At 54.8% G+C, this 20,703-nt stretch carries 25 protein-coding genes; 13 read left to right on the forward strand and 12 right to left on the reverse strand.

Annotated elements, in window-relative coordinates; genetic code table 11:
* Positions 1–253 precede the first annotated feature (253 nt).
* Positions 254–862 carry a nitroreductase family protein gene (locus tag HKD28_RS09580; protein WP_077804069.1) on the forward strand — a complete coding sequence of 203 codons (609 nt, stop codon included), beginning with the start codon at positions 254–256 and terminating at the stop codon, positions 860–862.
* 37 nt (positions 863–899) lie between these two features.
* A complete protein-coding gene (locus HKD28_RS09585; protein WP_244178138.1) occupies positions 900–2,096 on the forward strand; it encodes an MFS transporter in 1,197 nt (398 codons plus the stop codon).
* 219 nt (positions 2,097–2,315) lie between these two features.
* Here HKD28_RS09585 and HKD28_RS09590 read toward each other — a convergent pair whose 3' ends face one another.
* Entirely contained in the window at positions 2,316–2,723 is a 408-nt protein-coding gene (locus tag HKD28_RS09590; protein ID WP_063904056.1) for a VOC family protein, read from the reverse strand.
* A complete protein-coding gene (locus tag HKD28_RS09595; protein ID WP_063904081.1) occupies positions 2,720–3,346 on the reverse strand; it encodes a glutathione S-transferase family protein in 627 nt (208 codons plus the stop codon). Before HKD28_RS09595 ends, HKD28_RS09590 begins: the two co-directional genes overlap by 4 nt.
* A gap of 149 nt (positions 3,347–3,495) precedes the next feature.
* On the opposite strand from HKD28_RS09595, the gene HKD28_RS09600 reads away from it, so the two are divergent.
* The gene (locus tag HKD28_RS09600; RefSeq protein WP_255376062.1) at positions 3,496–4,389 is read left to right on the forward strand and encodes a LysR family transcriptional regulator; all 894 of its coding nucleotides are present in this window, start codon (positions 3,496–3,498) and stop codon (positions 4,387–4,389) included.
* Between the two features lie 122 nt (positions 4,390–4,511).
* Here the strand turns inward: HKD28_RS09600 and HKD28_RS09605 are convergent, their stop codons facing one another.
* A complete protein-coding gene (locus HKD28_RS09605; RefSeq protein ID WP_233142702.1) occupies positions 4,512–4,982 on the reverse strand; it encodes an RrF2 family transcriptional regulator in 471 nt (156 codons plus the stop codon).
* Positions 4,983–5,062: 80 nt separating this feature from the next.
* Here HKD28_RS09605 and HKD28_RS09610 point away from each other — a divergent pair, with 80 nt between their 5' ends.
* Positions 5,063–5,956 (forward strand): NAD(P)/FAD-dependent oxidoreductase, encoded by an 894-nt coding sequence (locus HKD28_RS09610; RefSeq protein ID WP_077804067.1) that lies wholly within the window; start codon positions 5,063–5,065, stop codon positions 5,954–5,956.
* A 38-nt stretch (positions 5,957–5,994) separates the two neighbouring features.
* Here HKD28_RS09610 and HKD28_RS09615 read toward each other — a convergent pair whose 3' ends face one another.
* Entirely contained in the window at positions 5,995–7,209 is a 1,215-nt protein-coding gene (locus HKD28_RS09615) for an MFS transporter (RefSeq protein ID WP_063904058.1), read from the reverse strand.
* A 104-nt stretch (positions 7,210–7,313) separates the two neighbouring features.
* On the opposite strand from HKD28_RS09615, the gene HKD28_RS09620 reads away from it, so the two are divergent.
* From HKD28_RS09620 to HKD28_RS09635, 4 genes are all read left to right on the forward strand, one after another.
* Entirely contained in the window at positions 7,314–7,931 is a 618-nt protein-coding gene (locus HKD28_RS09620) for a TetR/AcrR family transcriptional regulator (RefSeq protein ID WP_063904059.1), read from the forward strand.
* Between the two features lie 170 nt (positions 7,932–8,101).
* Complete coding sequence (locus tag HKD28_RS09625) at positions 8,102–8,863, forward strand: SDR family NAD(P)-dependent oxidoreductase (RefSeq protein ID WP_063904060.1); 762 nt, start codon at positions 8,102–8,104, stop codon at positions 8,861–8,863.
* A 31-nt stretch (positions 8,864–8,894) separates the two neighbouring features.
* On the forward strand, positions 8,895–9,347 hold the full coding sequence (locus HKD28_RS09630; protein ID WP_063904061.1) for an SRPBCC family protein: 453 nt from the start codon (positions 8,895–8,897) through the stop codon (positions 9,345–9,347).
* Between the two features lie 14 nt (positions 9,348–9,361).
* The gene (locus HKD28_RS09635; RefSeq protein ID WP_077802257.1) at positions 9,362–10,252 is read left to right on the forward strand and encodes an aldo/keto reductase; all 891 of its coding nucleotides are present in this window, start codon (positions 9,362–9,364) and stop codon (positions 10,250–10,252) included.
* A gap of 18 nt (positions 10,253–10,270) precedes the next feature.
* On the opposite strand, the gene HKD28_RS09640 is transcribed toward HKD28_RS09635, so the two are convergent.
* Positions 10,271–10,735, reverse strand: a complete 465-nt coding sequence (locus HKD28_RS09640) for a nuclear transport factor 2 family protein (protein WP_077804066.1) — start codon at positions 10,733–10,735, stop codon at positions 10,271–10,273.
* Positions 10,736–10,843: 108 nt separating this feature from the next.
* Between HKD28_RS09640 and HKD28_RS09645 the strand changes: the two genes are divergently transcribed.
* Entirely contained in the window at positions 10,844–11,797 is a 954-nt protein-coding gene (locus tag HKD28_RS09645) for a GlxA family transcriptional regulator (RefSeq protein ID WP_063904064.1), read from the forward strand.
* Positions 11,798–11,931: 134 nt separating this feature from the next.
* Here the strand turns inward: HKD28_RS09645 and HKD28_RS09650 are convergent, their stop codons facing one another.
* Together HKD28_RS09650 and HKD28_RS09655 are read right to left on the reverse strand one after the other, a co-directional pair.
* A complete protein-coding gene (locus tag HKD28_RS09650; RefSeq protein ID WP_077804065.1) occupies positions 11,932–12,897 on the reverse strand; it encodes an alpha/beta hydrolase in 966 nt (321 codons plus the stop codon).
* Positions 12,894–13,838: an MBL fold metallo-hydrolase gene (locus HKD28_RS09655; RefSeq protein ID WP_077804064.1), complete on the reverse strand. Its 945-nt coding sequence runs from the start codon at positions 13,836–13,838 to the stop codon at positions 12,894–12,896. Before HKD28_RS09655 ends, HKD28_RS09650 begins: the two co-directional genes overlap by 4 nt.
* A gap of 77 nt (positions 13,839–13,915) precedes the next feature.
* Here HKD28_RS09655 and HKD28_RS09660 point away from each other — a divergent pair, with 77 nt between their 5' ends.
* The gene (locus HKD28_RS09660) at positions 13,916–14,845 is read left to right on the forward strand and encodes a LysR family transcriptional regulator (RefSeq protein WP_063904067.1); all 930 of its coding nucleotides are present in this window, start codon (positions 13,916–13,918) and stop codon (positions 14,843–14,845) included.
* 156 nt (positions 14,846–15,001) lie between these two features.
* Here the strand turns inward: HKD28_RS09660 and HKD28_RS09665 are convergent, their stop codons facing one another.
* From HKD28_RS09665 to HKD28_RS09675, 3 genes are read right to left on the reverse strand one after another with little or no spacing between them, the layout of a single operon-like run.
* Positions 15,002–15,292: a 4Fe-4S dicluster domain-containing protein gene (locus HKD28_RS09665; protein WP_064275570.1), complete on the reverse strand. Its 291-nt coding sequence runs from the start codon at positions 15,290–15,292 to the stop codon at positions 15,002–15,004.
* Positions 15,293–15,312: 20 nt separating this feature from the next.
* On the reverse strand, positions 15,313–16,221 hold the full coding sequence (locus tag HKD28_RS09670) for an SDR family oxidoreductase (RefSeq protein WP_077804063.1): 909 nt from the start codon (positions 16,219–16,221) through the stop codon (positions 15,313–15,315).
* Positions 16,218–16,928 carry a TetR/AcrR family transcriptional regulator gene (locus HKD28_RS09675; protein ID WP_077804062.1) on the reverse strand — a complete coding sequence of 237 codons (711 nt, stop codon included), beginning with the start codon at positions 16,926–16,928 and terminating at the stop codon, positions 16,218–16,220. The genes HKD28_RS09670 and HKD28_RS09675 overlap by 4 nt, the downstream gene beginning before the upstream one ends.
* Before the next feature lie 296 nt (positions 16,929–17,224).
* Between HKD28_RS09675 and HKD28_RS15725 the strand changes: the two genes are divergently transcribed.
* The 3 genes from HKD28_RS15725 (at position 17,225) to HKD28_RS09690 (ending at position 18,662) form a co-directional block, all read left to right on the forward strand.
* Complete coding sequence (locus HKD28_RS15725; RefSeq protein ID WP_232309402.1) at positions 17,225–17,320, forward strand: hypothetical protein; 96 nt, start codon at positions 17,225–17,227, stop codon at positions 17,318–17,320.
* A 181-nt stretch (positions 17,321–17,501) separates the two neighbouring features.
* Positions 17,502–18,350: an MOSC domain-containing protein gene (locus HKD28_RS09685; RefSeq protein ID WP_063904071.1), complete on the forward strand. Its 849-nt coding sequence runs from the start codon at positions 17,502–17,504 to the stop codon at positions 18,348–18,350.
* Between the two features lie 9 nt (positions 18,351–18,359).
* Positions 18,360–18,662, forward strand: coding sequence for a ferredoxin reductase domain-containing protein (locus tag HKD28_RS09690; RefSeq protein WP_063904072.1), 303 nt, complete (start codon positions 18,360–18,362; stop codon positions 18,660–18,662).
* Between the two features lie 294 nt (positions 18,663–18,956).
* Here HKD28_RS09690 and HKD28_RS09695 read toward each other — a convergent pair whose 3' ends face one another.
* Positions 18,957–19,517, reverse strand: a complete 561-nt coding sequence (locus HKD28_RS09695; protein ID WP_077804060.1) for an LbetaH domain-containing protein — start codon at positions 19,515–19,517, stop codon at positions 18,957–18,959.
* Positions 19,518–19,534: 17 nt separating this feature from the next.
* A complete protein-coding gene (locus HKD28_RS09700; protein WP_077804059.1) occupies positions 19,535–20,698 on the reverse strand; it encodes an S-(hydroxymethyl)glutathione dehydrogenase/class III alcohol dehydrogenase in 1,164 nt (387 codons plus the stop codon).
* Positions 20,699–20,703: the final 5 nt, after the last annotated feature.

Here is a 20,703-nt window from a genome sequence, read left to right on the forward strand (position 1 = left end):
TGAAACCATTACCAGCCCTGATACATGGTAGATCATACCTCCCAAAAAGAATGTAGTGTTATGGCGCCTCGCATCAGCAAAGATGCCATCACCCGAAATGAAACTCTGTAGGCCTACGGCTATCCCGGACGGGCCAAGGGGAACGATGGAACACCCATCAGACGGGCCGTCTCATAAGCCTAAGCACCCTTAATGCCCTCTCCGCGTTGACAGGGTAAATTGTACAACAGAGCCACACAACAGGAGAAATGTCATGCCCCTCGACGTCGCCAGTGCCATTCTGCAACGCCGCGCTACCAAAGTCTTCGATCCCGACCACCGCATGACGGACGCTGAACTCGACACACTGCTCGGTCTCGCCCGCCGTATGCCAACGGCGTTCAACATCCAGAATTGGCGCTTCGTCGCCGTGACCGATCCAGAACTGCGCACCAAGATCCGCGCCGTCGCATGGGATCAAGCTCAGGTTACCGACTCTTCCGTGCTTCTGGTTCTCTGCGCTGACATCAAGGCGTGGGAGAAATCCACCACGCGCTACTGGGAAAACGCCTCCACCGAAGTGCAGCAATTCATGACCGGCGCGATCGATCAGTATTATCGTGGACGCGAACAGGTCCAGCGCGACGAAGGCATGCGCTCGTGCGGTATGGCAGCGGCAGCCATCATGCTACAGGCCGAAAGCATGGGCTACGGCACATGCCCGATGGACGGTTTCGACTTCGACGCAGTGGGCAAGCTGATCAATCTTCCCGAGGACCATGAAATCGTCATGTTCGTCGCGGTCGGTAAATGTGCCAAGTCCCCTCACCCGACCGGCGGCATCCTTCCGACAGACGAGATCATTTTCAGGAACACGTTCTGAGCCGCCACTCGCCTCAAAAGTTGCCAGAAGGCCGCCCGTGACAAACGCTACCGCTCACACGACATTCCGCCTGACACCGGCGATAACCGGACTGTTCGCCGGGGTGTGCGGCCTGACGGTCGCGAACATCTACTACGCGCAGGCTCTGATCGGCCCCATCACGAGTGCACTGGCCATTTCCTCCACATGGGCGGGAAGTATCGTCACGCTGACCCAACTCGGCTACGGGGCTGGGTTGGTCCTGATCGTGCCGCTCTGCGACCAGTCCGAAAACCGTCGTCTGATCCTCCTAACGATTGCCGGGCTTGTCGTCAGTCTGATCGGAGCGGCGCTCAGCACCTCAGTCGCGACATTCATGCTGTTTTCCGTCACCATCGGTCTGTGTTCCGTGGGATCGCAGATTCTGCTGCCGCTCGCCACGCATTTCGTGGAACCCGGTCAACGTGGCAGAACGATCGGCAATATCATGGGCGGTCTGCTGTCGGGGATCATGCTCTCGCGGCCCGTCGCAAACGCTATGGCGGCCGCGTTCGGCTGGCGAGCCGTGTTCTGGGTCTCTGCTGTCGTCATGATGCTCGCGGGTCTTGGGCTGGCGCGCGTTCTGCCCGTTCAGGCCCCAACCCGTCGCATGTCTTACGGAAGCCTCTTGCGGTCGATCATGCATCTTCTGGTCCAATACAGGACGTTAAGGGTTCGCATCGCCTGTCATGGTCTCGTCTTCGCTGTCTTCAACATGTTCTGGACCGCCATTCCGCTTTTGCTTCATGCCCAGTTCGGCTTTAGCCAGAGCAAGATTGCCCTCTTCGCACTCGCGGGAGCAGGCGGCGCACTGGCCGCTCCTCTCGCAGGACGCTTGGCTGACGCCGGACTGACCCGTCCGGCGACACTGAGCGCAATCGCACTCGTAGGCGCAACGTCTCTCACCTCGGGCTGGGCCGTCGCTGCAGGTTGGATTATCGTCCTCGCGGTACTTGCGCTGCTGCTGGATGGTGGGGTGCAAACCAATCAGGTCATCAGCCAGCGCGTGGTTTACAGTCTCAACGACACTGCGCGCGGACGCCTGAATGCTGCTTATATGGGCGGTGTGTTCGTCTGCGGTGCGCTCGGATCGTCTTGCGGGGCCGCACTCTACAGCATTGCAGGTTGGTGGGGCTTTGCGATCGCAGGAACGCTCATGTGCCTCGCCTCCCTCGCGCTCTTTGCCGCCACGAATGGTAGGCATGCCGCCTCATGAACCCTGCTCCATTCTCTCCGTCCCTGATCTGGTTTAAAATGCACGAACAGATAGAAATTCAAGACTAGTCTGCTTACCGGCGTCGACCTTCTTGATTCATTCGTTCAGCGTATGCGTCGAACAATCTACCTTGGTAGTACTCGATCTAAGTGATATCGGCTGAATTTTATTATCGGTGTCCTCATTCGGCTATCAAATTCAGAGTTCCAGAAAGACAAATTACTGGAGAATTTCGTTAAATTCCAAAACGTTCCCGTCTGGATCACGAATAAAACAGACGACGCGTCTGTCATGCCCCATATGCACTGGGCCTTCTGTGATCGTAATCCGTTCCTGTTTCAGCCAGGCCACAAGACCCACCATACTTTCGATAATAAATGCCGCATGTGTGTATCCTGGATATTTGACAGGAACATCCATCAGAATATTACCAGCCGGGTCTGACACACCATTAAAAATAAGATGAATACGAAGCCCGGATGGGTGATGTAGACCACAGGCTTTCACCGCTGGAGCGTATTCTTCTGGATCACGGATGAAGCCAAATTTGGCATAAAACCGTTCGGAAACGGCGAGATCCGTCACACGAATGCCTACATGATCTAGACTCAGATGAGAGAAGTTCATTGCGCCTCTCCTGTTTTTAAATCCGCTACAATATTCGCGAATGGAACAAATCCCTCCAGGCGTTCCGTGCGCTGCAACCATCTACCAATGGCCTTGTATTCTGATAGATCAACATTTCCTTCCGGAGCTCTCGCGACATAACTGTAAAGCGCGACATCCGCGATTGTCGGTTCTTGGGTTCCTGCGATCCAGGTCCGGCCCAGCAAGGTTTGCTCGATCACTTTGAGTGTGTCATGAGCACGCTGGATGACCTCTTCCGGATTGAAGGGGGCTCCAAAGACTGTCACAAGACGCGCAGCACAGCATCCATATGTGATTTTTCCTGCCGCAACAGACAGCCAGCGTTGAATTTCCGCCTCTGTTACTAGGTCCTCTGGCAGCCAATGAGATGGCCCCATTTTTCGCGCGACATAAACAAGGATGGCATTGGAATCCGCAATGATAGTCCCGTCATCATCTAGAACGGGAATTTCTCCAAAGGCGTTCAGCCTTAAAAATTCCGGAGTTCTCTGCTCACCCGCGGCAAGGTCGACAAGCGTCAATTCGTGAGGCAAGCCGACAAGAGAGAGAAAGAGGTGCGCCCGATGCGCATGCCCCGAAAGGGGATGATAATAGAGCTTCATGGGGAACTCCCGAAAAAAACGGTTGAACAGATACGTTGTCTTCTCACGCAACAAAGCGTGCGATAATCTACCAAAAGCGCACTTCATTATTACGTTTTGTGGCTATAATTTGTTGATTACAGGAGAGAGATCTGATCGACCTTCCGGCATTGCGGATCTTTATGGCCGTGGCCGATCACGCCAGTTTTGTCGGAGCATCCCGAAAGCTGGGTCTTTCCGCAACAACGGTAACACGGACGGTGAGAAGCCTCGAGACAGCTCTCGGAATCTCCTTATTCAACCGTACAACCCGCTCTGTACATCTGACCACTGAAGGCGTGGTGTTTCTGGCTCGGTGTCGGGCAGCGATTTTCGACCTAGATGGTGCGATTGCTATAGCGCAAGGTGCGAGGACTGCTCCCCAAGGAGTATTGTCGATTACCGCCCCCGTTATTTTTGGACGGGTACACGTCCTTCCCGTTGTCACAGAACTTTTAAAAGCCTGGCCGCAATTGAACATCAGGCTTTTTTTGACAGACCGGGTTGTTCATCTTGTGGAAGAAGGAGTTGATCTCGCCATCCGGATTGCGCCTCCACAAGACAGCGCCCTGAAGATGCAGAAAATCGGAGAGGTCCAGAAAATTTTTGTTGCCAGCCCAGCTTATCTGAAGAAACACGGAGAGCCACAGGTCTTTGAGGATCTCGCAACGCATAGCCTCATTGAGGTTAATGAATATGCAGCGGGATATTCTGAGTGGCGACAGGGCGGGAAATCTGGTTTTTCGATAAAAGTCTCGCCCCGGCTTTTCGTGAACAGTGTCGATGCGGCTCTCACAGCCGCCACCGAAGATCTAGGCATCGTCACGGCATTATCCTACCAAACTCACCAATTTGTTGAAAATGGGCAGCTTCGAAGAATTTTGACTGACACCCCCGCCTCAGTACTTCCGGTCTTCATCCTGTTCCCTGCCAAAGAACGTCAGTCCGTAAATGTTCGAACGTTTGTTTCCGCGATGAAAGACAGGTTTATGGCAAAAAGGTCTCTCAAAGCACACCTCACATAGAAGAAGGGTCCCCTGCAAACAGCCGCTACCATTTTTATGCATTGTGCGGCTTTACGTTTGAGCTTCATTCCATCGAGTAACTGCAAAGCTTTTTGAGCTCTAAAGCGGCAGACTACCCTGGTTCAGGGAGAGCTCGCACAAGACGCAGAAAAGCGCCGGTCAAAATCTTTGGCGATTGCTGCAAGAGTGACCTCGCCTAGTTGAGCAATCAGAAGCGCCTCAGCTTTTTCGAGTGCGCTCGTCATTGACGCATTTACGGCCTGCTCGACGAGGCAATCGGGCGCCGGGTCGGCCAGGCCAATTGCGAAAATACGTGGCTGCCCCACGGCTTTGTAGACATCAAGCATCGAGATACTTTCCAGCGGCTTCAGAAGCGTCCACCCGCCAGCGTGCCCCTTGATGGAACGAACGAACCCCACATCCCGCAGGCCTGCCATCGTACGCCGAATAACAACCGGATTGGTATGCAGCATTTCCGCTGCTTCACCGGAGGTGATGGGCCCATTCGCGCGATCCATATGGATCAGCAAATGCATCATTCTCGATAATCGCCCGTCCAGTTGCATCGCCTGCCCTTTAGGCTCTTCTATCATGTCACATCAAGAGTTGCAAAAAGCTGATATGCATATATGTAACTTCAGACATTACATATGAAGTTGAATAGGATTTAACCATGTATGATGTGATCGTGATAGGCGGCAGCTTTGCCGGACAAGCGGCAGCTATTCAGCTGGCACGGGCTCGCATGAGCGTTTTGCTGATCGATGCTGGCTTACCGCGAAACCGCTTCGCAGACGCGTCTCATGGTTTCCTCGGCCAGGACGGCAAAGCGCCGAACACCATTATGCGTGAAGCCACTGCACAATTACGGCGATATCCAACTGCGCAGATCTTGCAGAACGACGCGCAGAAGGTGGCACGGAATGGCAAGACGTTTACTGTGTCTCTAGCCAACGGAGCAAAATTTCAGGCGAAGCGGCTGATACTCGCTACTGGCGTTTCCGATACTTTGCCCGATATCCCTGGTGTAGCGGAACGATGGGGCAAGACCGTTCTTCATTGTCCTTATTGCCACGGATATGAGGTCCGCAATCATCAGCTTGGAATTATCGCCACAAACCCAATGTCAATCCATCAGGCAACATTAATACCCGATTGGGGGCCAACAACTTACTTCACTCAGGGAATTTACGAGCCTGATCCAGAGCAGGCAATGTTGCTTAACAAGCGCGGCGTCGTGATCGAACGTACTCCAATCATTTCTCTCATCGGAGATGCTCCTGGTTTGGATGCCGTGAAGCTGGCGGATGGACGGCTCATTGAAGTCGCAGCTGTGTTCACGGTACCGAAAACCAGACCTGCCAGCCCGATTGCCGAGGATCTGGGCTGTATTCTGGAAAACGGACCTACCGGTCCGTTCATCAAGGTCGATACCTGGGGCGCAACCTCTGTGTCCGGGGTCTATGTAGCTGGGGATGCGGCTAGCCCGATGCATAATGCAACGGTCGCAGCAGCGTCGGGTGTCCTGGCAGGTATAGCGGCGCACCAATCTTTAGCCAGGGCGTGATCACGCGGTAACGCAATCCGCTGCTTGTCATCGAATACTCAGTTTTCTTTTCCATGCCCGAGCCGATGGCCAGGTCGGAACCCATAGGAGCGGGCTTGCCATGCGATCAGGAAGCTTACAGCAGCGAGTGCCATCACAATCCAGGGGAATGACAGAGCTCCCCACGTTTCCAGCAACACACCACCCAACAGGCCACCGCCGGCTATGGCGCTGTTCCAGACGACGACATTCATCGATAACGCAACATCTGTACCCTCCCCGGCTGCATCAGCCAGAGCCGTCTGGAGCAACGTCGCGGCCCCTCCGAAAGTCAGACCCCATATCGTAACGCCAATCATGATCACCGCAGGCGATGCTGATCCAATTGCAAAAAAAACTGCAACAGCAGCGAATATTGCCAGACTGACCAGAACAGAAAGCCGGAGGGCATGATCGACCGTGCAACTGGTGAGCCAGATGCCTGCAAGGGCAGCAAGGCCAAAAAGCAGGAGGATGCGGTCCGCCTCTCCTGCCAGCCCTGCCGGTGTAATGAACGGTACGATATAAGTGTAGAGAACGTTATGCGCGAGCATCCATGTTACCACGACGCCCAGAACAGATCGCACCCCCGGTGTTCGCAGGACATGACCGAACGGCTGGCGCTCATGATGTGCAAGGCCTGGAAAATCAGGAACCTTCGCCAGAACCCAGACAATTAACAGCAAGGTGGCACCCGACATGATCCAGAAGGCCAGTCTCCATCCCACAGCCGCGCCCAGCCAAGTGCCCGCCGGAACACCTACAGAAAGCGCGATCGGCGTGCCAACCATGGCGATAGCCAGAGCACGTCCTTGCTGAGCGGGTGTCACCATTCTGCGTGCATAGCCGGCCAGCAGGGCCCAGGCGAGCCCTGCCGCTGCACCCGCGCCATATCGCGCCACGAGGGTCAGGTCATAATCCGTCGAGAATGCTGTGATGGAGTTAAAAACTACAAAACCAATGATCGCCAGCAGTAGAACCCGCCTTCTCCGCCAGCGCTGTGTGGCCAATGTTAGCGGGATCGCAGCACTCAGGGAGCCCAAGGCGTAAGCCGTGACCATCTGCCCTGCCAAGGCGGGGGAAACATGCAGCCCAGCCCCGATCTCAGGCAGCAAACCTGCAGGAAGAGTTTCAGTCATAATGCAGATGAAGCCAGTCATCGCCAAGGCGAGTAAGCCGGCCATAGGTAATCTGTCATCGGGACTTCTGCGAAGGGGTATCGTCTTGGAGGTCATGCGGCTCTCATATATGGATCGAATGATCTATATATGAGAGCGTAAATTCTTGGCAATTACTTCTGGATCACTTAATATGAAAATCTTTCAAAAGGAGCAATACCATGGCGCGAACAGGGCGTCCCCGGGAGTTTGACAGGGACAAAGCACTCAATGCCGCCATGACGCTTTTCTGGGCGCAGGGCTACGAACCGACCTCCCTGACACAGCTCAAATCCTGCATGGGCAATATTTCGCCGGCAAGTTTCTATGCCGCGTTCGGCTCGAAGGAAGCCTTGTTTCGCGAAGTCGTGCAGCATTATCTGGCGACCTACGGACAGGTGATGTCGCCCTTATGGGACGAAAACCTGATACCGCGGGATGCGATTGAACGGACTTTGCGCGGTTCAGCGCGTATGCAGGCGACCCGGACGCATCCCTGTGGCTGTCTGGTCGTCTCGGGCGCCAGTAACTGTTCGCCCGAAAACGAAGCCGTTCAGGCCCTTCTCGCTGCAGAGCGCCAGCGGACGCGGACCGGAATCCGGGTCTGCGTGGAGCGCGCGATTGCCCGCGGCGAACTGCGCGATTGCGCGACAACAGCGGCCCTGCCCGATATTTTCGCGACATTTTTCCATGGCATGACATGCGAAGCGCGGGACGGGATGACGTCAACACATCTGGATGCCGCCATCACTTCGCTTCTGACCTTATGGGATGCCAACGCGCTGCTCACCACGCCGTGAAACGGTCTGCCAGACATTGATGAGCCTGCAACAGGCCAAGCCTTATGCCGTTAATTCCATATCGACCACTCCATAACTCCTTGACCCTGTTTTGCGCACATATTATGGACCATCCAGTACGGAATTAAATTCCGGAACACATCGCCGTGTCTCGGCCAAGGAATCCAGTTATGAGCAAACAGGACATCGCATTCGTCACGGGTGCCAATCGCGGCATCGGATACAGTATCGCGAAACATCTGATTGCCTCGGGCATCAACGTGATCGGGACCTATCACTCCAACGAAGACGAGGCGAACGCTGCCGAAGCAGCCCTCGTCGGCCAAAATGCAAAACTGCGCATGCTGAAGCTGGATATCGTGGACCATGAATCGTTCGCGGATTTTTCCGGACAGGTCAGAGCACTTCTCTCACATGAGTTCGAGCACAGTGCACTGAGTTATGTCGTTCAGAACGCAGGCAATATCATTCACACTCGCTTCGATGCTGCGACATCCGAACAGCTCGATAACCAGTACAACATCCATTTCAAAGGCCCCTATCTTCTGACGGTGGCCCTCCTGCCCCTGATTCGGGACGGCGGTCGTATTCTCAACATTACCTCTGCCGCGACCCGTTTCTACCTAACGGATCATGGACCTTATTCAGCCATGAAAGCCGCTACCGAAGTCATCTCACTCTACATGGCAAAAGAACTGGGAGAGCGAGGCATTACCGTCAACGCCGTCGCCCCTGGTGCGATCGCCTCGGACTTCGGTGGTGGTCTGGTCCGTGACGATGCCACGATCAATAAAAGCCTTGCAGACATCACACCCCTCGGGCGTGTCGGACAGCCCGACGATATCGGAGCTGCGGTCCGTGCCCTTCTGTCGGACGACATGCGCTGGATGAATGGCCAACGCATCGAGGTGACGGGAGGGCAGTCGCTATGAGGGCCACACAATTCCAAGCGAAGCCAGCCTCATGATCCACGTTATGGCCAGTAGTATCATTCCTGCATCCCTTCCCTCTGTCTGGCGGCTGGTCCGTAATTTTGGCGCCCTTGGACGCTGGTTGCCGGGCGTCAGAAGCTGCGCGATCGAAGGCAATGAGTCCGGTGACCGCGTCGGCGCAATCCGCTTGGTTGAGATGGGGGATGTCGGACTCATCCGCGAACAGCTTCTGGCACTCTCCGACGTGGATCACGCGGTCACGTTCTCGATCGTTGAATCAGCCCTGCCGGTCCGGAACTATCGCTCTACCATCAGCCTTCTTCCCATAACGAAGAGCGACCACACGTTCATCCAATGGCGGGGGCAGTTCGAGGCCCCAGCCGAACATGCCGCCAGTATGGAGGCCCGGATGCCGACACAGATCTACCAGCCAGCTTTCGACAGACTGGCCGAGATACTGGCCTCAGAGACGACATTGTCATGAAGGAACCTAAACCCATGATCCAGTCCCCCTCTAACGCTTCCCGATCAGGCACATTCAGGATTGGCGGCGATCTCGGCATCAACCGGCTTGGTTTCGGTGCGATGCGCATCACTGGCCAGGGTATATGGGGACCGCCCGCCGATCACGACGAGGCCATCCGCACACTGAAGCGCCTCCCAGAACTCGGCGTCAATTTCATCGACACGGCGGATTCCTATGGTCCGGACGTCTCCGAATGGCTGATCAGGGAAGCTCTGCATCCCTATCCCAAAGGATTGGTCATCGCGACGAAAGGCGGCCTCACCCGCTCCGGCCCCGACATCTGGAAACCGGTCGGACGCCCAGAATATCTATTGCAGCAGGTGCACAAAAGCCTGCGCAACCTCGGCGTCGAGCAGATTGATCTGTGGCAACTCCACCGGATCGATCCCAGAGTCCCGGCAGACGAACAGTTCGACGCGGTCCGCTCCTTCATTGATCAGAAACTGATCCGTCATGCAGGACTGAGCGAGGTCTCTGTCGACAACATCAAAACAGCATCGAAATTCTTCGAGGTCGCGACCGTCCAGAACCGCTACAATCTCGTCGATCGCACCAGCGAGGACGTACTCGACTACTGCACGCAGCAGAACATCGGGTTCATCCCGTGGTTCCCTCTCGCCGCCGGCGACCTCGCCAGGCCGGGATCCATATTGGACACGATGGCGAAGAAATACGGCTCGCATCCAAGCCAGATTGCTCTTGCCTGGGTCCTGATGCGCAGCAAGGCGATGCTTCCGATCCCTGGCACGTCCAAGGTCGCCCATCTGGAACAGAATGTCGCGGCTGCCGACATCACACTGTCCGATGAAGACTTCGCGGCGCTGGACGCAGAAGGCCGCAAGGCGTTCCAGTCAACGCCTTAAGGAAACGCGTCCGGACAGTTACAATCCTAGCGTCGAAAGACCGGGGTGACTGTCCGGACGCCGTCCCTCAGGCCATCGGAACAGACGGTCGGTCGCCGAAATGGGTTGGTCGTTGATTGACGCTGCGCGGTAACGCATCAACCCGTTTTCATCGAACTCCCAATTCTCGTTCCCATGGGACCTGAACCACTGTCCGGCCTGATCCTGCCACTCATAAGCAAAGCGGACCGCGATCCGGTTATCCTGAAAAGCCCAAAGTTCCTTGATAAGGCGGTATTCCTGCTCGCGCTCCCATTTGCGCGTCAGGAACGCAACGATGTCCTCGCGTCCGTGGATGAATTCCAGGCGATTGCGCCACTGGCTATCGGTCGTATAGGCCTGCGCCACCTTTTCAGGATCCTGGCCATTCCAGGCATCTTCCGCGAGACGGACTTTCTGAACAGCAGTTTCAGCATTGAAGGGAGGCAATGGGGGTCGGGACATTGGGAATTCCGCCTCTGGTTCGGGGACGGATCACGAGTTGATCCGAGACCTGTCAGTGTTTTCCAAAAGAGCATTTGACGAAAGGACAACGATCCCTCATTTCAAGCCATGACCAGACAGATCGGTATTCTTCTCTATCCAGACTTCCAGTTGCTCGACGCTGCCGGAGTGACGGCAGCCTTCGAGCTTGCCGGAGGATTTGGGGCGGCTCCGTATGAGATGACGCCCCTGTCCCACCATGGTGGTCTGGTCCGGTCGTCTTCCGGGATGACGATCGAGACGGTTCCGCTCGCGGCGGCAGGGTCGTTCGATACGCTTATCGTTGTCGGAGGCGAAGGCCACAGGCAGGCTATGAGCTGCCCAGAATTACTGAACTTTATCAGGCATCAGGCCAGAAATGCGCGACGTATCTGCAGTGTGTGTACAGGGGCTTTCCTGCTGGCAGAAGCTGGCATGCTTGATGGCCGTCGTGTGACGACACACTGGCAACAAGCCCCGGCCATGGCAGCACAGTTCCCTAAAATCCGGGTTTCGGCAGATGCCATTCATATTCATGATGGCCTGATCTGGACATCTGCGGGGATCAGCGCTGGCATCGACATGGCGCTGGCGTTGATTGCCGAAGATCTTGGGGCCGATATTGCCCGTCGTACGGCGCAGCAAATGGTGGTGTTCTATCACCGTCCCGGAGGACAGTCCCAGTTCTCGGCACTCCTCGAGATGACGAGCCCTCAGGAACGCTTTGCCGAACTGTTGGGATGGATCCGGTCCAACCTGGAACAGCGCCTGACCGTGGATATTCTGGCCAGTCAGGCCGGCATGAGCCCCCGAAATTTTTCTCGCAGTTTCCGGGCAGCGGTGGGGATGAGCCCCGCAAAAGCAGTCGAACGACTGCGTCTCGAAGCCGCACGCGAGCAGGTGGAGAGATCTACCCTCCCCATTGAAGCCATCGCCGTCATGACAGGCTTTCATGATCCCGAACGGATGCGACGCGCCTTCCTGCGGGAGTTCCATCAGCCGCCTCAGGCTATCAGGCGAAATGCTGCGGCCGAGGCGACCTGAGAGTGCTCATTTTTCCTGGACGAGAAAGCAGCTCGTTTTGCAAGCAATCCCGACGAGATCCACTTCAATGATGGATCGCGTCTATCCCGCTAGAACAGGTCAAACACGCGGCAGATCAGGACACTTCCTAGAATTTAACCCTTTGAATGAGGGGCAGTCCGCAGGAAGATCAGAATTTCTTCAAGCACCTGCCATCGGTTCCTTTCCATAACCACCATATGCGTTCCTTCCCCAATCTCCGTCCAGCGACGATACGGGGCATTGAGAAAACGTGGAAACAGGTTTCCCATCTGCTGAGTAGTTACATCCAAATCCCACTCAGCATGAAGCAGAAGAACCGGGACCGTGATCTTTTCGGGACTGTAAAACGCCTTCCCTGCGGACCAGTAGTCACGCACATCCTGAATGACACCCGCAGGCGCCCGGATCACTCCATCCTGCTCTGCGGGATCGCTCGCAAGAATAACTGCGGCCCACTGTTCAAACCACCCTGCTGGCAGAATCTCTTCGCGTTTCTGCTCAGGTGCGCCTTCAAGCCAGCGCTGGCGAAATGCCTGAACATTAAAGCGGCGATAAGCAGGCACTGGACCACCCGGATCCAGACGAGAAACCCCGTCATTGATCCATTGCGGTGCAATCAGCGTTAATTTCTCCACCTTGTCATTGTGAGCAGCCGTATATGCGCCGGTAACCGTGCCACCCCAGGACATTCCGATCAGGCAAAGACGTGGGATGGCAAGCGTTGCGAGAAGATAGTCAACAGCAGTACTCAGATCGCGTACTGCTGTTTCGGTCCTGACCTGAGGCAGCGCAGCTTCAGGTGCACCTCCCATTCCATCAGGACGCGTTGATCCTCCGAAGCCCCGCACGTTGAGCGCATAAACGTCAAATCCTTCCCGCGAGAGAACATCCATGAATGCCCCCTCCCCAACAGGAACATCGAAAAGACTTTCTGCCGGCAACGTCGCGCCATGCATCAGCAAGATAGTGCGCTGTGAACCAAATATCTGGATGTCTGCACGTCGTTTATGGCGCAGATGAAGCGAGATATTGTCCGTATCACTCGGAATGAACAGGTTTTCCATAAGCAGATTTGTCATCTGGCGTCTCCTACATTTAGTTGCGCAAATTCCCATGCAAAACCTTCTGGACGACGCCTGACATATCCGGCACCCGTTTCCGCGAAATGACTGGTAAAGCAGAGACTCCCGCTTTCCGCCGCTTCTCCAAGAAACCACTGCCGCGAGCGCTCGGCAGGCTGAACGAATTCGCAGTAAACGGACCGCAGATCCGGACGATAAACCTGCAGAGGATGGTGCATGACATCTCCTGTAAACCACGCGTCTTCACCATCCGACCGCAGCCGGATCGAGGCATGATCGATGCTGTGCCCAGGGGTCGGATGAAAAGAGAAACCTGCAAGAAGATCTTGACCGTCGATGATAATCGCCTCTCCCAGCCCGGCTTCGATAACGGGGAGCATGCTGTCTGTATAGACACGTGGGAGTGGGCGATGGTCCGGGCGCCCTAAGATCTCTGGAGGTAGGTCTGGAGCAGGGTCAATACCGTCATTGCTGGCGCCGTATCGGGCCTCAATCACTGAGAAAACATGACGGGCTTTCGGAAAGGTCGGCACCCATTTTCCGTTGTGCAAACGCGTATTCCATCCAACATGATCGGCATGAATATGCGTATGCAGAACGGTATCAACCTGCTCCGGTTGTACGCCTGCGGCTGCAAGATGTTCGAGAAACGACGTATGCAGATGATCCAGTGCCGGTGCGGCAGGTAACGGCTTGTCGTTTCCTGTGGCGGTATCAACCAGGATATTGAGACCAGAAACCTGAACAAGCCACGCATGAGTTCCCTGCGCGAGCCCACCGGTCACGGGGTTAAATGATCCTGGCGTCAAATACGGACCGAATATTGCAAGTGCCTCAGCGTCGATATCCGGATACAGTTTGTGAGGGCGCGCGTTATCCCAATGAAGTTCGGGAATACGCGTGACACGGGCGTCACCCACTTGAAAAGCTGCTGCCATGATTGACTCAATACGATTGTTTTACGTCGCATCAGACGTTAGGGTGCGCGCAAACATCATACAAATCGATTTGAAATATGAAACCCATTGATCATTTCAATCTTCGTTCCTTCGATCTCAATCTTCTGATTGCTTTCGACGCCCTCGTTTCAGAACGCAGCGTCACAAAGGCGGCACGACGCCTTCGCATTCAACAACCCGCAATGAGCCATGCACTCGCCACCCTCCGAATGTTACTGGACGATGATGTGCTCGTCAGAACCGGTGCTGTCATGCAACCGACCGCCAAAGCGTCAACCATGGCGTCACATGTTGCGGAGTTGTTAAGGCAGGCTCAGCACATCCTGATGTCTGAGGAACAATTTGATCCTGCGACGGAACAGCGCATCTTTCGTTTCGGCTTTTCGTCCGAACTTGAAGTCTTTCTGATGCCTAAACTGACGGCCTATTTGCAACGGCATGCACCTGGAATACGACTGCTGTCACGTGGATCTCCTCGGAGTGAGGTCTATACATTACTGGATACGGGGGCGCTGGATATCGCAGTTGGGTGTTTTGATTTCGGTTTGGAACGCCATTGTGGGGTATCGTTGTATGAGCAGTCTCTCGTCTGCTGCTTCAACCCGAAGCTGATCGATCCGGATGCTCCAATCACGGTTGAGCGTTATCTTGCATTGCCCCATGTTCTCATGACGCTGAAAGATGACATCCAGGGATGCCTGTCAGACGCACTGATGCAGATTGGTCAGGAACTCAACGTGGTCCTCGCTGCATCAGATTTTCTGACGGCACTTGCTGCCGCAGCAGCCGCCCCCGTTCTGGCTACGCTTCCCAGCCGGATCGCTCAGCAACATGCCGCGCATTTCGGTTTAACGATCCGTCCCGTTCCACTGAACTTGCGTATCCCGGCAGTATCGATGATCTGGTCAGCCCGGAGTGATCGTGATCCTGCCGCAGTATGGCTGCGCGATGCTGTCGCATCAGTATTGGGTAGTCATGTAAAGTGAGATTTTTAATGGGCGCTCAAAATAGCTATGACAGATAAATCTCTCCAGAAAGAGATAGGCTGTCATAGCTTCCCCAAAGCACGAGGAGTCATGACGACTTACATCAGCAGAAATTCTGATTATAGAAAAAAATGCGCAGTCATCTTTGTATGAACGTCAAATTTTTACCAATTTGATTGCGCGCTCAGGACATGCTTTCACACACAAACCACAAGCACGGCATTGATCAGCATGCGGGGTATAGGCGACCATCCCTCCGTGGACATAGCTCTTGATTTTGCCCACAAATGAAAGATCGCGATAATCGGACGGATCGATCTTGCGCACTTCAAACACGTCGTAAGGACATACGGCGACGCAGGCGTCTTTTCCCTCACAGCGATTAAAGTCTACGACCGGCATGACCCGTCCTGTTTGGCCGTCTTTCAGACATTTAGGTGTGATCATCGCTTTATTCCCTGACCCGCTCATTTCGCGCCTTGTTGTAAATGCCGACTTTGCCGCAGCTCCTGCGCGAACATCTCGAGCGTCGTTGTGGGCTTGCCCAGTTCCTGCCAGATTTTTTCGGCATAGAACGGATCTTCGTGATCCCCGAAATACGCAAACAAATGCGCGACGAACTTCATTTTCGGATTAAAAAGACCGATCATCCGCATGATCCAAAGTGGAGCCACGCGAATTTTAAGTGTCGGATCATAATTTCGGACAAACCGCTCCAGCGCCTGCCTGACGGAGATCGCTTCCGGCCCCTGTACGGGGCAATGTACAGGCATTGCCTCAGGATTCTGAAACGCCTCAATCACCCAGCGCGCATAATCGGCGGAGCTGATCCACCAGATTTTGATGTGTGTATTCCCGATCCACTGGAGCGCTCGACCGCTGATCATATTTGGGAGCAGGTCCATGAAATGGGTCGGCGCGAAAAACGTATGACGAATACCGGAATCCGCGATGATTTTGTGCCCTTCCATCCGAATAATATTGGGCACGATGTTATGTCTGATAGTGTTGAGCGCGGGAGGATAGGCGCCCAGAGCACCGATTTTAGCAATATAATTAATATTCAACCCTTTGATGGCGCTCATCAAGTTCCGCACACCCTCCCTCTCTTCGTAGAAGGGAAGCGTCAAATCCGCCGTGTCGGTCGCAAGGTTGAGATAGAGCGCATCCACCCCGTCGAGCGCCTTGTGCAACCCCGCAATGTCCCGCAGATCTGCCTGGGCGATTTCGACATTAGGCGGCAGTATCCTCCGAGCTTTGTCTGGCGAACGAACGATTGCCCTCACCTGAAAATGTTTTGCCAGTTCCGCTGCAACTGGCGCGCCAAGCCGCCCCGTTGCACCGATGACGCCTATAGTCCTGATCGGTTCCATCATATTTTCTGATCCATTGATATAATGATCATCTTGAGTTTTTTCGGGTCGTAATGCCGGTCTATGACGGCGTTCTGGAGGCCGAGCCCGCGCAACAGAAACCGGATAGTGTTCTCGACCAGCTTGTCTCGTGTGATGCCGTATTCAACGACCGTGATGTCGGGCAGGCTGATGAGATGCAAAGTATTCGCTAGATGATGGACGAACCATATCTCTGCATGACCGATATGAATGCCAGATTCGACGTCTCCCGCGTCTTGAGCCGCCCTGAATGATTGCGAAAAAACGCTGACCCACGGCTTTACATGCTGGTCGAGGAACGCCTTTGCGAACTGGCCATCGCCAAGCAGGCTGGCCGTCACAAGGCGTTTGGTGTCTTCGTGAGACTGCGCATCGCCAATACCGGGAAACACTGCGTGCACGAGTATGGCGACACCCATGACCAGTGTTTCAGTTGAAGGCGTCACCTCGGCGAGAATACGGCTGCCAACTGCATTCGCTTCAACGCAGTGAGTTTCAAGCGCCGCATAAAGCACGTCCTTGCTGGTAAAGTGCCGATAAAGCAAAGCTTCGGAAACACCAGCGGCTCTGGCGATTTCCTTGGTCGTCGCACCGTCCCGACCGAGCCGGGCGAAAATGGGAGCTGCAGCGGACAGGATGGCCTGCTTGCGGTCAGTCGCGGACAATCTGGAACGGCGTGAGGTCGGCATGGGTTCTCCTTACGGAAGTAAGGTAAGTGAACGCTCACTTATATTCAAGCGCTTATTCCATTTTTCCGTATAAGATCAGGCTCGGGCGGGCATCGACGGCTTGAGAGTCTGTTTGGAAAATCGGTCTGATGTGATTCAAGCCTTGGATGTCGACGTCAGAACAGAGGGGCCGAGTGGCCAGGATCAGTTAGAAAAAGAAACACTATCCGTTTGAAATGCCAGGACTTGATCGTATTCTGGCAACAGAAGCCTCTGCCATGGCCGGACTTGCACCAATGGCTCATGACAATGGCGTGATGCATAGAAAACGTGTCATTTCAAGGGGAGGAAGATTTCTCCGTCAGCCCCTGTTTCAGGCAGGATTGGCAACTGCGTGCCATAAACCCTTCTGAAAGATGTTTCCAAACCCATGAAACAATCGGGTAAACCACACAAACTGGTGATCGTCGCTATCGTACGGCGTCTCATTGCAATCACCAATACAGTCCTCAAAACAAGGCTGCCATGACGTATTAGATCCGCCGCTCCAACATAGTTTCTAACATCTGAAATTTCCTCGCGAGATTATGAAAAATGACCAGATCGGTTCCGTTTATCTCCCGCATTCTGATCTTTCCGATTAAATCATTGGATCCGGTGGAAGTCACAAATGCGCGGGTTCTTACTAGCGGGGCCTTGGCAGACGACCGGTGCTGGGCTCTATTTGACGCACAGGGGCGTGTGGTTAACGGCAAGAACCACGCAGAGATTCATCGCATCCGCGCTGGTTTCGATCTTGATAAACGGACCGTAAGCCTACGAGATGACTCTGGTCGAGGTCTGCCTACTGTTCTGTTCAATCTTGATGGCACTGCAAGACCAATAGAGGCATGGCTAAGTCGGTTTTTCGGTTTTCCAGTCCACCTTCGGGCGGATACCACTACGGGACATCCTGATGATACGGATTCGCCTGGTCCGACTATCATCAGCGTTGCGACGCTAGAGACGATTGGAATATGGTTCGGGTTGCCAGTCGAGCAAGTTCGGGCCCGCTTTCGGACCAATATCGAGATCGGGGGCGTCCCGGCTTTTTGGGAAGATGCACTGTTCGGAGGACTTGGAGACGAAGTCGAGTTTCACCTTGGTGGCACAGAGTGGTTGGGAATAAACCCCTGTCAGCGTTGTGTCGTGCCGTCTCGCGATCCGCTAACTGGTCAGAGAGACAATGCTTTTGCCCGCCGCTTCGCAGAGTACAGGCGCCGGACGCAGCCGGCATGGTCTAATCCCGCGCGCTTTAATCATTTTTTTCGTGTAGCGATCAATACTCGGTCTGCACGCACCGGCGTTAACACAAGGATCGCACTGAACGATATCGTTACAACGTATAACAATGCAGCGGCATGCACGGCGTTGGAAGAAAACAAACGCCCCGCAGGATTCTGAGCGGGCACCATGTATATCATTCACGTGCGAGCCGAAACGCCAGATATCCGTTCGTTCAGACGACGCCCGCTGGTAGGTGAACGGCTTCCCTTCCGTTTTATAGCCGATCATCATATGCGTATTTGCGGCCCAGTTGCTATGGTCGCCGCGGCGCTTGTATTGTGTGATGAACTCGGGACTTCACCTGAACGGATCGCCTGTGAATCGTTCGGCGGCGTTCTGTCGCACGGAGATAACCTGCCGGACACCAAGGAATATCCGATCAGCTTCTCGCTATCGGGCACAACCTACACTGCAAAGTCAAGCTCATAAAAGGCACCATCACAACCGGTTGCGAAGTCGGTCTATCGGCGGCAGACAAGAAGGCGGGCTACATCCTGGCGTGTCAGGCAAAACCTCGTGGGCCACTGCTCATGGTACGATAGTGTCCACTTAGCAGATGATCGCCAGATATGCGGTTCCAACTGGATTTCCTGGCGCCCGTGGTGTTCACCGAACCGACAAACCGGAGGGCTCTAAAAACCCTCCGGTTTTTCCAGGAGAATAAGGTCCCCATTCAGCCAAAATTGGTTCGTACCTCTTTAATTGCGTCCCTTGACGGAAGTTTTAAAGTTGATTGGCTATACGTCGATAGGAGTGTGCCAGACTAACATTCATCTCCGCGACGCTCTCAGAAAATGCCGTCGCATCCTGAGTGACCTGCGTAATCGTCAATAGATCTGTATTCGAATGAATTGTTGTCGTGGACGGAATATAAAACTGCTCCGGCAAGACGCAGTCTTCGACAACGGAGTTATGCCTTACCACGCAACCCCGTTCGACCGTGCAGTTGAAGATCACGGAATTGAAGCCTATGAATACCTCGTCTCCAACAGCGCAGGGACCGTGAATGATCGAGCGATGTGCAATGGACGTGCGCGACCCGATCGTCACGGCCGCGCCATCTTTTGAGTGGATGACCACACCGTCTTGAATGTTCGACCCACTCCCGATCCGGATGGGCTCGACATGGCCGTCTTCATCGGCTTCATCGGCGCGAATAACGGCATAGGGACCGATGAAGACATCGTCCTCGACAATCACATGACCGCACAGGATCGCGGTCGGGTCGATAAAGGCGCTTTCAGAAACTACGGGGAAATCACCACGTGGATTTGGTCTCAGCATAGCCACATTTCGTCTCCTTAAAGATCGGTCAGAATTTTGCCAGGTAGGTCATTCGACATGGTTTCGCCCGGCTGATAATGCATGACAGAGCGAATGGCCTCTCCCCGATGCAGAAGATCAAATGCCGTATTGATCCGGTCATGAGTCATGTTGTGGGTGATGTAAGGGTCAACGCTAAACTTCCCCGCCAGCCATTCATCGACCATACCGGGTAACTGCGAACGCCCTTTTACACCCCCAAAGGCCGTGCCCCGCCAGACCCGTCCCGTGATCAGCTGGAAAGGCCGCGTCGAGATCTCCTCGCCAGCCCCAGCGACACCGATGACTGTGCATTCACCCCAGCCTTTATGGCAACACTCAAGGGCCGCTCGCATGACATCGACCCGACCGATCGCCTCAAAGGAATAATCCACGCCGCCACCCGTCATCTCCACGATAACTTTCTGGATTGGATCGGTATGATCGGTCGGATTGACGAGATCGGTCGCCCCCAGATTTCGGGCCAGCAGGAACTTCGCCGGATTGGTGTCGATGCCGATGATCCTTGCAGCACCGGCCATGACAGCCCCCTGAATGACGGCCATGCCGATCGCACCGAGACCAAAGACGGCCACAGTCGATCCCGCTTCCACTTTCGCGGCGTTCCGCACGGCTCCCATACCTGTCGGGACGGCGCACCCCATGACGCTGGCTTTCGCAAGCGGCGCCTCTTTGGTGATCTTCGCCACGGCAATTTCGGGCAGCACGGTATATTCGCTGAACGTGCTGGTGCCCATGTAATGAAAGATCTGGCGGCCCTTGTATGAAAAACGGCTGGTGCCGTCTGGCATCAGACCGAGCGCCTGTGTCTCGCGGATAGTCGAGCAGAGATTGGTTTTGCCCGAACGGATCATCGGGCAGTTCGGGTCTTCGGGAATATAGAGCGGAATGACATGATCACCCGGAGCAACAGAGGTAACACCTTTACCCACATCCTCGACGATCCCGACCCCCTCGTGACCGAGAATACATGGAAAACGTCCTTCCGGATCATGCCCCGACAGGGTAAACATATCCGTATGACACAGGCTCGTGGTCACGATACGGACCAGAACCTCGCCGTCTTTCGGGCCTTCGAGATCAACCAGATCGATCTCAAGCGGCATGTTAGGTTCCCACGCAATTGCAGCTCGGGTTTTCATGAAAA

This window comes from Gluconobacter cadivus (assembly GCF_015244745.1).
Classification (GTDB): Bacteria; Pseudomonadota; Alphaproteobacteria; order Acetobacterales; family Acetobacteraceae; genus Gluconobacter; species Gluconobacter cadivus.